The organism is Imhoffiella purpurea (assembly GCF_000585215.1).
Classification (GTDB): Bacteria; Pseudomonadota; Gammaproteobacteria; order Chromatiales; family Chromatiaceae; genus Imhoffiella; species Imhoffiella purpurea.
In genome coordinates this window covers 42321-54560 of the sequence record NZ_AONC01000004.1, presented here as the reverse complement: position 1 = coordinate 54560, position 12240 = coordinate 42321, and the positions used below count along the sequence as shown (strand labels likewise).

Annotated in this window: 12 protein-coding genes; 8 read left to right on the top strand and 4 right to left on the bottom strand. The window is 66.0% G+C overall.

Annotation, left to right across the window (positions count from 1 at the left end; translation table 11 throughout):
- The first annotated feature begins 4 nt into the window (after positions 1-4).
- Entirely contained in the window at positions 5-856 is an 852-nt protein-coding gene (lgt, locus tag D779_RS01895; RefSeq protein ID WP_043748622.1) for a prolipoprotein diacylglyceryl transferase, read from the top strand.
- An 82-nt stretch (positions 857-938) separates the two neighbouring features.
- On the opposite strand, the gene rpsT is transcribed toward lgt, so the two are convergent.
- The gene (gene rpsT / locus D779_RS01890) at positions 939-1202 is read right to left on the bottom strand and encodes a 30S ribosomal protein S20 (protein WP_043748614.1); all 264 of its coding nucleotides are present in this window, start codon (positions 1200-1202) and stop codon (positions 939-941) included.
- 141 nt (positions 1203-1343) lie between these two features.
- On the opposite strand from rpsT, the gene murJ reads away from it, so the two are divergent.
- The gene (murJ, locus tag D779_RS01885; RefSeq protein WP_052347687.1) at positions 1344-2891 is read left to right on the top strand and encodes a murein biosynthesis integral membrane protein MurJ; all 1548 of its coding nucleotides are present in this window, start codon (positions 1344-1346) and stop codon (positions 2889-2891) included.
- A 10-nt stretch (positions 2892-2901) separates the two neighbouring features.
- On the opposite strand, the gene D779_RS01880 is transcribed toward murJ, so the two are convergent.
- Entirely contained in the window at positions 2902-4899 is a 1998-nt protein-coding gene (locus tag D779_RS01880) for a sensor domain-containing diguanylate cyclase (protein WP_081763272.1), read from the bottom strand.
- A gap of 188 nt (positions 4900-5087) precedes the next feature.
- Between D779_RS01880 and D779_RS01875 the strand changes: the two genes are divergently transcribed.
- Entirely contained in the window at positions 5088-7205 is a 2118-nt protein-coding gene (locus D779_RS01875; protein WP_043748605.1) for a polysaccharide deacetylase family protein, read from the top strand.
- A 78-nt stretch (positions 7206-7283) separates the two neighbouring features.
- Here D779_RS01875 and cbiB read toward each other — a convergent pair whose 3' ends face one another.
- Together cbiB and D779_RS01865 are read right to left on the bottom strand one after the other, a co-directional pair.
- Positions 7284-8246: an adenosylcobinamide-phosphate synthase CbiB gene (gene cbiB / locus D779_RS01870; protein WP_043748603.1), complete on the bottom strand. Its 963-nt coding sequence runs from the start codon at positions 8244-8246 to the stop codon at positions 7284-7286.
- A complete protein-coding gene (locus tag D779_RS01865) occupies positions 8237-9388 on the bottom strand; it encodes an adenosylcobinamide amidohydrolase (protein ID WP_043748601.1) in 1152 nt (383 codons plus the stop codon). Before D779_RS01865 ends, cbiB begins: the two co-directional genes overlap by 10 nt.
- A gap of 271 nt (positions 9389-9659) precedes the next feature.
- On the opposite strand from D779_RS01865, the gene D779_RS01860 reads away from it, so the two are divergent.
- Genes D779_RS01860 through D779_RS01840 form a run of 5 tightly spaced genes read left to right on the top strand, consistent with a single transcriptional unit; the run spans position 9660 to position 11917 of the window.
- Complete coding sequence (locus D779_RS01860; RefSeq protein WP_043748598.1) at positions 9660-10244, top strand: cytochrome c3 family protein; 585 nt, start codon at positions 9660-9662, stop codon at positions 10242-10244.
- A 4-nt stretch (positions 10245-10248) separates the two neighbouring features.
- The gene (locus tag D779_RS01855; RefSeq protein ID WP_043748595.1) at positions 10249-10572 is read left to right on the top strand and encodes a c-type cytochrome; all 324 of its coding nucleotides are present in this window, start codon (positions 10249-10251) and stop codon (positions 10570-10572) included.
- Positions 10573-10586: 14 nt separating this feature from the next.
- On the top strand, positions 10587-10862 hold the full coding sequence (locus D779_RS23250; RefSeq protein WP_408605987.1) for a cysteine-rich CWC family protein: 276 nt from the start codon (positions 10587-10589) through the stop codon (positions 10860-10862).
- Positions 10863-10907: 45 nt separating this feature from the next.
- Positions 10908-11324 (top strand): TA system antitoxin ParD family protein, encoded by a 417-nt coding sequence (locus D779_RS01845; protein ID WP_043748593.1) that lies wholly within the window; start codon positions 10908-10910, stop codon positions 11322-11324.
- Positions 11321-11917 (top strand): zeta toxin family protein, encoded by a 597-nt coding sequence (locus D779_RS01840; RefSeq protein ID WP_043748584.1) that lies wholly within the window; start codon positions 11321-11323, stop codon positions 11915-11917. Before D779_RS01845 ends, D779_RS01840 begins: the two co-directional genes overlap by 4 nt.
- Positions 11918-12240: the final 323 nt, after the last annotated feature.

Sequence of the window (12240 nt, the reverse complement as noted above, 5' to 3'; positions counted from 1 at the left end):
CAACATGCTGACCTATCCCGACATCGACCCCATCGCACTCGCCATCGGACCGCTCAAGGTCCATTGGTACGGACTCATGTATCTCGTCGGATTCGCCACGGCCTGGGGGCTGGGACGCTGGCGCATCGGCCGAATGGGCGCGCCCTGGAGCGCCGAGCGCCTGGACGACCTCGTCTTCTACTGCATCCTGGGGACCATCGCCGGGGGACGGCTGGGCTACATGCTCTTCTATGGATACGACCAGATCCTGGCCAACCCGCTCAACATCCTCAAGGTCTGGGAGGGCGGCATGTCCTTCCATGGCGGACTGATCGGCGTGCTGACGGCCATCTTCCTCTTCGCCCGCCGGCACCGGATGCGTTTCTTCCAGGTCGCCGACTTCCTGGCGCCACTGGTCCCGCCCGGACTCTTCGCCGGGCGCATCGGCAACTTCATCAACGGCGAGCTCTGGGGGCACCGGACGGACGTGCCCTGGGGCATGCAACTCCCCTGCGCCGACTTTCCGAGACAATGCCTGGATCAGCCGGCCGGCACGATGCTGAGCCCGGCCGTCCACCCCTCGCAGCTCTACGAGGCGGGCCTGGAGGGACTGGCCCTCTTCGCGATCCTCTGGCTCTATTCGAGCAAGCCGCGCCCCATGATGGCGGTCTCGGGACTCTTCCTGGCGTGCTACGGGACCTTCCGCTTCCTGGTCGAGTTCGTGCGCACGCCGGACGCCCATATCGGCTATCTCGCCTTCGACTGGCTCACCATGGGACAGCTGCTGTCGATCCCCATGCTGCTGGCCGGGCTGATTCTGCTGGGGCTCGCCTATCGCCAGCGCGCCGGGATCGGCTCCCAACCGCAGGACATCTGACCCATTTCGTTCCCGTCCCTCGAGTGGAACTCGAGGGACGGGATGCGGGCATAAAAAAACCGGCTCGTCGCCGGTTTTCTTATCAGGCCATCGCCTTGATGTGCGCGTTGAGGCGGCTCTTGTGTCGAGCGGCCTTGTTCGCGTGGATCAGGCCTTTGCGGGCGGCGCGATCGATCTGCGGCACAGCCTCTTTGAAGGCTTGAATGGCAGCATCCTTGTCTTGCGCCCGGATAGCCTTGACCACCTTCTTGATGAAGGTACGCAACGTGCTGCGCTGCGCCATGTTTCGCTGACGACGGTCTTCTGCTTGACGAGCGCGCTTGCGAGCTTGTGCTGAATTGGCCAAGTGGGTCTCCTGAGAATCCGGCTGCTTGAATCTGCATTAAAAACGTAAGATCGCGTATTGTTAACGATATGCCGACCTGTGTCAACTGCTTATTACGGAAGCCCGAAACTCTATAATCGGCGCATTTTTCGGAGCCCCAGCTTGGCCTCACTCTCCGCATCGCTCGCCAAGGTGGGCGGCAACACCCTTCTATCGCGTATCCTGGGCTTCGTCCGCGATCTGGTGGTCGCCCGCGTCTTCGGCGCCGATGCCGCGACCGACGCCTTCTTCGTCGCCTTCAAGATTCCAAATTTCATGCGTCGCCTCTTCGCCGAGGGCGCCTTCTCGATGGCCTTCGTCCCGGTGCTCGACCAATACCGCCGGCAAGAGGACCCGGAGGGACTCAAGCGCTTCGTCGACGACATCACGGGCACGCTCGGCGCCGGGCTCTTGCTGCTCACCATCCTCGGCGTGTTCGGCGCCCCGGTGCTGATCCTGGCGTTCGCGCCCGGATTCGCCGCGGATGCGGATCAGCGCGAGCTGGCCGCCGGTCTGCTGCAGCTGACCTTCCCCTATCTGCTGTTCATCTCGCTCACCGCGCTCGCCGGCGGCATCCTCAACACCTATGAGCGTTTCGGCGTCCCGGCATTCACCCCGGTCATTCTGAACCTCAGCCTCATCGGCTGCGCACTCTGGCTGGCGCCGCATCTGGATCGGCCCATCGTCGCGCTCGCACTGGGGGTGCTGATCGCGGGCGTCGCCCAGCTGGCCTTTCAGATCCCCTTCCTGCGCCAGCTCGGCCTGCTGCCGCGGCCGCGCCTCAACATCCGGGATCCGGGCGTCAGACGTGTCCTGATGACGATGGGGCCGGCCATCTTCGGGGTCTCGGTGGCCCAGATCAGCCTGCTGCTCGACACCATACTGGCCTCCCTGCTCGCCACCGGCAGCATCTCCTGGCTCTATTATTCGGATCGGCTGATGGAGTTCCCGCTCGGCATCCTGGCGGTGGCGCTCGGGACCGTGATCCTGCCGAGCCTGTCTCAGCGGCATGCCGAGCAGGACCCGGAGGCCTTTTCGGCGACCCTGGAATGGGCACTGCGCTGGGTGCTGCTGCTCGGACTGCCGGCGTCGATCGGTCTGCTGGCGCTCTCCGGACCGCTGATGGCGACGCTCTTCCACTCCGACGCGTTCGGCACCGAGGACGTGACCATGGCAAGCCTCAGCCTCATGGCCTATGCGCCCGGAATCCTCGGCTTCATGGCGATCAAGGTCCTGGCGCCCGGCTACTACGCCCGTCACGACACCCGGTCTCCGGTACGCATCGCCGCCATCGCTCTGACCGCGGACATCGGCGTCAGCCTGGCGCTCATGTACCCGCTCGGCCATGCCGGACTCGCCATCGGCACCACGGTCGCGGCCACGGTCAATGCCGGGCTGCTGCTCCAAGGGCTGCTCCGCTGCGGGGCACTGCGAAGCCGTCCCGGATGGCCGGCGCTCATCGCCAAGGGCGCCTCGGCCAGCCTGGCGATGGGAGCCCTCATCATGCTCGGCTCCGGCTCGCCGGAGAGCTGGATCGCGCTCGATCAGGGGACGCGGATCCTGAAACTGTTCGCCTGGATCCTGGCCGGCGGACTGGTGTATGCCGCCATCCTGCTGGCGCTCGGGATCCGTCCGGGGCATTTCATGCCGCGGCCGACCTCGAGCCCATGAAGATCTCCGATCAGGCGGAACCGAGCGCGGGCGAATCCGCGGGGGTCCAGGCCGGAACGACCTGGTTGCGACCACCGGCCTTGGCGCGGTAGAGGGCGCGATCGGCCGCCGCAACCACCTGGGATGGATCGGCACCGCGTCCGTCGCACAAGGCCACGCCGATGCTGGCCGTCAGCGCATGCCCCGGAAAGCGATCGACGAGCAGGCGTCCGCGCCGCTCGATGGCAGCCCGAACGCGCTCGGCATAGCTCAAGGCACCGTTCCCGGCGCTATCGACCAGCACGAACAGGAACTCCTCTCCCCCGTAACGGCCCAGGAAATCGTTCGGGCGGGTCATGCTGCGCATGGTATCGGCGACGATCCGCAGCACGTCATCGCCGGTCTGATGGCCGAAGGTGTCGTTGAAACTCTTGAAACGATCGATATCCACCAGCCCCACGGCGAACAGCCGTCCCGATTCGACCGCCTGCTGGAACGCCTGCGCAAGGAACCGATCGACCGCCCGGCGATTCGACAACCTGGTCAGCTCGTCGATCTCGGCCTTGGCCCGCTCGAGGGCGAAGGTCCGGCTGCGTTCCAGGGCGATTCCCAATTCGCCGGCGACGCGCTGCACCTCCTGCAGATAGCCGATCACCAGAGGCAGGCCATCGGGCTCGTTGGCGAGCCAGAGCACCCCCAGGAGACGACCGTTGCTCATCACGGGCACGGCCGCCGCCTCCGAGACACCGAGCGGCATCAGGATGTCGTCGTTCTCCCGCGACTCCTGGATCAGCGTCGGCCGACGCTCGCGCAGACAGCGGACCAGATCCCCGGAGAGGGTATCGATCGCCAGCTCCATGCGCATGCGGTTGACGGCCGCCGGAGCGGATCGCGGCAGGGTATGGGTGGCGACCAGGCTGCGCCGCTTGGGCTCGATCTGCATCATCAGGAGAGCGTCGATCCCGAACTCCTTGTGAAGCGCGTCCAAGGTGGCCGGAATGAATTCCTCGGGATCCAGGCTCTGATGGGGGGCCGTATGACTGAGCCGAGGATCCGGGCGCTCACCGGAGGACTCCGGAACACCGGTGCCGCGGAGACCGATGGCCGCGGTCACCATATTGGCCCGCAGCTGCATCGATGTCGGAAACTGGAGCCCGTAGAAGGTGCCGATCTCGGTGATCTCGGCATCGGCCCGCTCGAGCAGGTCCGGGAGATCGATCGCGTCCAAGGGCACATGCATCAGCACATCGGGAGACAGCGGTGGGTTGTTGAGGTTGTCGACCGATCCGATCCCCTGGGTCCAGGCGATGAAGTCGGCCATGGCCACGATGGCGACCTCCTGAGCCTCCCGGGGCGTCAGCCCCGTGGACAGACTGGGCGCATGATGGAGCTCCTGAACGCGGCAGACCAGATCGGGAAGCTCCCAGCGCTCGCAAACCACCGCGCCCACCATGTCGTGCGTAACGCCGAAGAAGGTACGCTCGTCGTGACGCGTCGGATTGCCGCTGTTTGAGGCGATGCCGAGAAAATCGCTGTAGCGGATGCGTCCGTAGGACTCGAGGATGACCTTGCCCAGATCGTGCAGCAGACCGGCAGAATAGAGCGAATCCGGCTCCGGATGTCCCAGCCGCTCGCCGATGGATCGGCTGAGGATGGCCACCAGCAGACTGTGCTGCCAGAAGAAGAGCCGATCGAACACGCCGCTGCGGCCGCGCTTCACCAGGCTCTCGAAGAAGAGGATCTGGATGGCGGCCTGGCGCACGGCCGAGAGTCCCAGCAGGGTCACGGCGCGATGGATGGACTGGATGTTGCGCGGAAATCCATAGAAGGCCGAGTTGACGATGTGCAGCACCTTGGCCGCCAACGCGGGCTCGGTCTCGATCACGCGCGAGATGGTGGCGATGTCCGTGTCCTGGTCGCTCGTCAGGCGCAGCAGCTTGACCGCGGCGGCCGGAGCGGGCGGCAGATCGTCGACATCCTGGCGCAAGGCCGCGCGAACCGAGGATTCTCTGTTGTTTGGATCATCCACTCCCTGTCGCCCCTCGATCGACATTTTCCACGCCCTCGGCGACAGCCGCTCGAGGACCGGTCGTCGAACACATAGCCTGTCCATTTTGCCGGCCCAATACCGTGAATGACATCGCATTTCCACGCCGGCCGACTCCGAAGGCTATCCTACGCAGGTCAGCCACGCCATCCGCGAGGGAACCAGTCGTCATGATCAGCGTCTTCACGCAACTGCAGAGTATCCTTCTCCCCGAGCGTCTCGTCTGCGATCCACCCGGCAAGAATCCGGCCTTCGAGATCGACCTGATCGCCGACGGCCCCATCCCCTTCCCGCAGGTCATCCTGCGCCAGCATGGCCGCGAGCGGCTGATCAACGGCGACCACATCGTCTGGGTCTCGCAGGAACCGGACGGCGGCCACAGATACCGCGTCCGGATCCAGGCGGGGCTGGTCGGTCCCGGCGAGGTCCAGATCCAGATCGAGGGCTGCCGCAGGTCGGACATCCAACTGGCGGGCGGCGACGACTGGATCAAGACCTTCCGCACGCTCCAGCTGGAGCACCCGCCCCGCCCCGCCATCCGGCGCGTCGAGGGCGGAGCGCTGCCCAAGCTCTATTTCGGCATCCACAAGCACATGCATCAGCCCTACTACGACGCGGTGGATCCGAACGCCTGGGACGGCGAGAAGGACGCCATCTTCGGCTCGCGCGGGGGACCCTATGTCGATTTCGTGACCGCCGCCATCCGTCAGTACGCCGAGGCCGATCTGCCGCACGGCGGACTGACCTGCAGCTGGAGCGGATCGCTGATCGAGCAGCTCGATCGCTGCGCCGAGCAGGGACGCTGCGGCGGACGCTTCGCCGACTGGACCCGCGAGATCCGCTCGGTCGCCCATCTCAGGACAAGTTTAGGCAATCCGCGTCTGGACCTGAGCGCCTTCGGCTTCTACCACCCGCTGATGCCGCTGATCCCGGAGCGCGACATCGTCCGCCAGATCCAGCTCCATCGCGCCCTGATCCCCAAGACCTTCGGCGCCCCCGCCTCGGCTATCCTCTTCCCGCCCGAGACGGCCTTCCATCCGCGCATCATCCCGGCACTGAACGCCGCCGGCATCCAGGCCGTGATGTACGACTCCATCCATCGCTACCGGGCCTGTCGGGACTATCCCTATGCCGGACCCAGCGAGGGCATGCTGCCGCCGAATCCCGCCGACCAGGTCGACCCGGCGGTGACCGACTGGCTGCGTCTGCACAACGTCTGGACCGGATCCGAGATCGCGCCCAGCCTGCTCAGGCCCGAATATCTCGCCTACACGGATCCGGACGGCACCACCCACAAGATCGTCGGCATCCCCGCCGAGCGTTACATCGGCAACGAGGACGCGCGCGGCGGATTCGGCGCGCTCCAATATCCGGACGTCTTCGATCAGCTCTACCAGCACCTGCAGGACCACGGCGGATTCGACCCCGAGCATCCGCCCTTTCTCCTCCTGCACTCGGACGGCGACAACCACGGCGGCGGCGCCGAGAGCTATTACCGCCACAACACGGCGCGCATGATCGAATGGCTGGCCGCCGACCCGCGCTTCGAGCTGATCGGCATCGCCGACTATCTGCAGCGCTTCCCGCCGGATCCGGACCGGGCGGTCCATATCGAGGCCGGATCCTGGAGCGGCGCCGACAACGGCGACCCCCAGTTCATGAAATGGTTCGGGCGCTATCGCGAGCCCTATTCCCCGGATCTCAACTCCTGGGCGGTGCTGACCGCGCTGCAGAACGCCGTTCACAGCCTGGAGGACAGCGAGCCGGATCATCCCTCGCTCCCGGAGCTCACCCGGCTCCTGCTCACCGCCGAGGCCAGCGATTACTGGTACTGGACCGGCCAGAGCGTCTGGGACCAGCAGGTGACGAACGCGGCCAATCGCGCCTGGTCGATCGCCGGGAGCGACTTCGAGCGGCTCGTCGGCAGCGCCGACCGGACCGGGCCGACCATCTTCCCGCCATGGGTCACCCCCGAGAACCCGGGCGGCAAGCAGTGGGGTCAAGGAGGATTGGTCGACGCACCCCGCGAGGCGACCGTGCACACGTTCGTGCACGACCTCTCGGGGCTGAAAAGGGTTACTTTGCATCTGCGCGACCCGCAGGGAGAGCGCACCCTGACCATGACCGATCATGGCCCCTACCCCTGCCAGACCGGGGCCAGGGTAACCGCCCACTACTTCACGGCCGAACTGCCGCCCGGGCTGGGCGACGTGCGTTATTTCATCGAAGCGGAGGACCAGCGCGGCAACCTCGGCCGAGGAGCCCTGGAACGTCTCTTCCTGGCATGAATCAGGACTTCGAAAATCGAACCGCAAAGGCGCAAAGCACGCAAATGCCTTTCTGATTCTCTTTGCGGTCTTTGCGGTTCAAACACTCATCGGCCGCACAGCGGCCAACGCCAGTCCGAACGCCAGCGCCAGCAGCGAGCTGATACGGATGAGCCGCAGCGCCTGGCGCAGATGACCGGCATCGAGATCGGCCGGCCAGTCCGGGTCGCCCATGTAGACCTGCGTGACCAGGCGTCCGCCCGCATGGATGGGGCCGATGAGACGCACCCGCAGCGCGCCAGCGAAGGCGGCCTCGCTCCAGCCCGAGTTGGGGCTGGGCAGGAGCGCGTGATCACGCAGCGCCGCGCGCACGGCGAGGACGGGATGCAGCCGCATCAACGCAGACGCGAGGGCGATCAGGGGCACCGAGAGCCGTGCCGGCAGCCAGTGCGCCAGATCGTCCGAGCGCGCGCCGGCCCAGCCGAAACGGGCATAGCGTTCATTCTTGAAGCCGACCATGGAATCCAGATTGGAGACCGCCTTCACCAGGACGAGCCCCGGCAGACCCAAGAGACAGAGTGCCCACAGCGGCGTCAGCACGCCATCGGTGAGATTCTCGGAAAGGCTCTCGATGGTCGCGCGAACGACGCCGTCTTGTCCCAGCCGATCGGTATCGCGCCCCACCAGCATCGAGACCGCCTGTCGTGCGCGGGGCAGATCGGGCAGCGCATCCAGTACGCGCCGGCCATGGACGAGCAGATCGCCCAAACTCAGGAGGCTGTAGGCCAGGAACAGATCCCAGCACCAAGCCAGCCAGGGATGAAGCCACACCAGCCCCTCGCGCACGCCCCACCAGCCCGCGAGCGCACCAGCGACCACCAGCAGCCAATGCAGAACCCCGCCGATCCGGCCGTTCAGTCCGAGACCGAACAGCCAGCGCTCGCACGCCAGACTCCAGATCCCGAGCAGACGGATCGGATGGAGCCGATAGACGGGATCGCCGAAGACCAGATCCAGGACGAAGGCCGCCAGGATCAGCGCCAGATGCGCGTTCAGGTCCATTTGTGCGCGAACCCGGTGACCACGGCCAGCGCCGCCAGCTCGCCCGGATCCAGCTCGTCGCGACGATGCAGCGAGTCGCGCAGCTCGACGAAACGCTCCGGCGCCACCGCGACCGCCGCCGCGAGCAGCGCGGCCTGATTGAGGATGGACTCGCGCGCCACCTCGCGGTGCAGCACCCCGGTTCGGCCGAGATCCAGGATCTCGGCCAGGGCATAGGCCGCCGCGGCGCTCTGCGGGTCATGGATGATGGCAAGCAGATTGGACTCGAACAGCTGCGCGGTCTCCGGATCCAGCTCGGCCCGCGCACGCTCGCACAAGGTCGCCTCATGGCAGCCGTGCCGACCCAGGGCGCCGCACAGCGAGCGCCGCAGCTCGGCACAGACCCCGTTCTGCAGCAGCAGACAGCGGGTCACCGCCGCGTGGGTCGCGCGCCCGAGCAGCTCGCCCAGGGTGTTGTGGCCGCCGGCCCAATGGCGCTCCCACTCCTCGCCGCGCGCCAATGGAGCGGCGATGGCGATCTGGTCGGTCCCGGTCCCGGTCGCGAGCCCGGACGACTGGATGCTCGGCATGCGCAGGTCGAGCACGGCCGTGCTCTTGCCCTCGGTCACCATGGTCGCGGCCCGCACCAGGCAGGCCGGGGTGCAGGGCTGGTTGATGAAGACCAGCGTCACGATGGTGCCGGAACCGCGGGCGTCCGGAGAGGCGGCCTCGATAGCCGGCGCCTCCAGCGGACGGCTGCCGTCGGGATATTCGTGCCAGCCGGCCGGATCGCCGGCACGGGTCGCATTGCTGAGAACCCCGGCCGTCGCCGCCACCGTCACGCTCAGATCGGCATGTTCGGCCCGGCCCAGCACGGCACACTGCATATTGGCGGCGGTCGCCATGAGCGCCGTGGTCGCGGGCGGAAGCCCGGCCTCGGCGCAGGCGCGGACATGCAGGGCCTCGCGCCCCGGATCGACGCCCGGAGGCAGCCGATGACCGACGCCCTCGCAGCTCTGATGGTTGGCGACATGGCTCAGATCCTCGCGCAGGCCGCCGTTGACGCGGCAGGTGCTGAGCACCAGATGCGGGCGTTTGAGTTCGGCGAAGAGATAGCGTCCCTGCCGACGCAGTGCATAGCGGTCTGTGTCTTCGAGCAGCATGCCTAGCCTCGCCCGTGAGGGCGGATTGAATCGCGAACGACCGCCATCATCGAGCCGACGGTTTCCAAGGGGTTGGTCTCGTCTCAGGTTAAGACAAGACGTCCGAAGGCCGCAATCCGCGCCCAGGCGCCCAAACCCGAGAAGATGCCGTCAGCCCGGTACAAGTATCGGAAATCGCTGAAATTAGCGACTACTGAAGCACCCATCCCCCTGGCGGCACCGAGGCGGGAGGCGTACCATCGGAGATGTCGAACAACCGAAGCCAATACCGATGAAGATCCGCATCTGGATATTTCTCATCCTGGGTCTCTGCGTGCTGACGCCGGCCTTCGTGGCCGGTTCCTGGATACTGACCCAGAGCGCACTGGAAGCCACCGCCGGAGCCGAGTTCTGCTCCGTCTGCCACACCATGAAGCCATTCGCCGAATCCCATGCGGCGGACGTTCATGGCGGGGCCAACCCCAAGGGTCTGGTGGCCCCCTGCGCCAACTGCCATCTTCCCCACACCGGACGGACGGACTATCTCCTCGCCAAGGCGGAGACAGGGATCATCGACGTCTGGGGCGAGTTCCTGTCCATCTTCAGGGAGCCCGACTGGGCCGCCGGACTGGAACGGCGCGGCGACTTCGTCTACGACTCCGGCTGCCTGATCTGCCATGCCGGGCTGGACCGGGCGCCCGATCAGCAGCCCGCCGCCCTCTACGGCCATCGGGCCTATTTCGCCAACGACGGCGAAATGCAATGCGTCACCTGCCACATGCATGTGGGCCACAAGGACCTTCTCGACCATCTGAGTCCGACTCCGGAGACATCCAAGGAGGCCAAGACCGGAACGGCGGACACCCCTTCGGAGTAGTGCCATGTCCCATCCAGTTTTCACCACCGCGCTGCTGAGTCTGTCGCTCATCGGCTCGAGCGTCCTCGCGCAGGACGGCGACGTCCAGCGCGGCGCCGGCCTCTACGCCTCCAAGACCTGCAATCTCTGCCACACCCTGGCCGGAGAGTCCGGTCCCATGGCGGACCTGGGCGGTCCGCTCGACGACCTCGGATCAAGACGCGACGCCGCCTGGATCAATGCCTATCTGAAGGATCCGACAGGCACGCTGCCCGGCGCCCAGATGCCCAAGGTCGAGCTGACCGACCAGGAGATCGCCGACCTCACCGCCTTCATGCTGGCCCATTGATCGGTCCCGAAACCATGGCCGACCCGCCGGGCACGCGGCGCGACAAGGTCTGTCCGCGCTGCGGACGAACCTTCGCGTGTCTCGCGGCGCACGTCGAGCGGTGCGACTGCATGAGAATCCCGCTCACACCGGCCGCGACCGCGAGCGTGCGAGCCCGTTACGACGACTGCCTCTGCGGCGACTGCCTGCGCGACTTGAGCGCCGGTTTTTTCACCCCTCATCCGGATGCCGAATCGGGTACCACCCTGAGCCCGAGCCCCGCCGCTGTATCCACATTGACCAAAATGTAGCATTCTGCTACGTTTTTTCCATGACCTCCACCGGGATCTCGATCCATGCCGAAATCCGCTTCACCCATTCGTCTACAGGACGACCTCATGCAGGCCGCCGCAGTCACGGGCGAACGCTTCCATCGCAGCACGGCCGAGCAGATCGAATATTGGGCCAGCATAGGACGCCAGGTCTCGAACCTGCTGAATCCGGACTCACTGCTGTCGATCACGACCGGATTGGCGCGAGTCCGCGTCGAACCCGTCGTATCTCCCCCCCTGGATCCGGATGAGGTATTCCGCGCGCTCGAGCAGAAACGTACCCAGGGAGCCCTCTCCGCAGCCGTGACATCCAGCCCGATCCGTTATCAGATCTCACGCGCGCATCCAGGCTATCTGGAACGCATCGGCCCACACGGCCAGATCGCCGTCGGCACATTCAATGGAGGGCGCTTCATCGAAGCGACAGAGTTCGATTCGTGAGGGAGCGAAAGCAGCTGTGGCTGCTCGCCGGAGGCAATGGCGCCGGTAAGAGCACCTTCTACCGCCTCCAGCTCGCCCCTCTGGGATTGCCCTTCGTCAACGCCGACCTGATCGCCCGGGACCTATATCCGGACGCCCCCGAGGGGCGCAGCTACGACGCGGCCAAGGTGGCCGCCGAGCTGCGCCAGCGCCTCCTGAAGGAGGGACGGAGCTTCTGCTTCGAAACCGTTTTCTCGCACCCCTCGAAAATCGACTTCATCGCCCAGGCCAAGACGCTCGGCTACGAAATCCTGCTCGTCTTCATCCACCTCGAAAGCCCGGAGCTCAACCAGGCCCGCGTCGCTCAACGCGTCGTCGAGGGCGGCCATTCGGTCCCGGCCGACAAGATCTCGGCCCGCATCCCGAGGCTGCTCGGCCACGTCAGAACGGCCCTCCCCCTCTGCGATCAGGTGCGCATCCTGGACAACTCGCGCGCCGACGATCCCTTCCGGCAGATCGCGGCGATCCGCGCCGGCCGCGTGGAGATTCCGACCCAGGAGGAATTGCCCGAGTGGGCCGGTTGGTTGCTGCAGGATCAATCCACCTCTTCGTAGAGGTCGTCGAGACTCAGCCCCATATCCAGACATTCGAATCCGATCGCCCCCTCTGTCAGGATAGACGTCGCACACAGCCATAGCCCACACCAATCCCTGCCCAGCCAACAGATCTGCGAGCATCTCGCGCAGCATGCAGCCCGGGCTCTGCAGTCGGCTGTCGGCATGTAGGCGGTCACCGGCAACGGCCTTGGGTTCGATCGAACGCTATCTTGAGCCAGGTTCAGAAGTCCCATCGCAATCGGCCCACCAACGCTCGGTAACTCCAGCCGATGTCGGTGACAGCCTGTGTCGATACCGGGCCTTGTCACATGATGTCACAA

Coding starts and splice junctions, on each gene's coding strand:
- D779_RS23250 (WP_408605987.1), top strand. CDS start 10,587: ATGGCCGACCCGCCGGGCACGCGGCGCGACAAGGTCTGTCCGCGCTGC.
- D779_RS01855 (WP_043748595.1), top strand. CDS start 10,249: ATGTCCCATCCAGTTTTCACCACCGCGCTGCTGAGTCTGTCGCTCATC.
- D779_RS01860 (WP_043748598.1), top strand. CDS start 9,660: ATGAAGATCCGCATCTGGATATTTCTCATCCTGGGTCTCTGCGTGCTG.
- D779_RS01865 (WP_043748601.1), bottom strand. CDS start 9,388: ATGCTGCTCGAAGACACAGACCGCTATGCACTGCGTCGGCAGGGACGC.
- D779_RS01845 (WP_043748593.1), top strand. CDS start 10,908: ATGCCGAAATCCGCTTCACCCATTCGTCTACAGGACGACCTCATGCAG.
- cbiB (WP_043748603.1), bottom strand. CDS start 8,246: ATGGACCTGAACGCGCATCTGGCGCTGATCCTGGCGGCCTTCGTCCTG.
- lgt (WP_043748622.1), top strand. CDS start 5: ATGCTGACCTATCCCGACATCGACCCCATCGCACTCGCCATCGGACCG.
- D779_RS01875 (WP_043748605.1), top strand. CDS start 5,088: ATGATCAGCGTCTTCACGCAACTGCAGAGTATCCTTCTCCCCGAGCGT.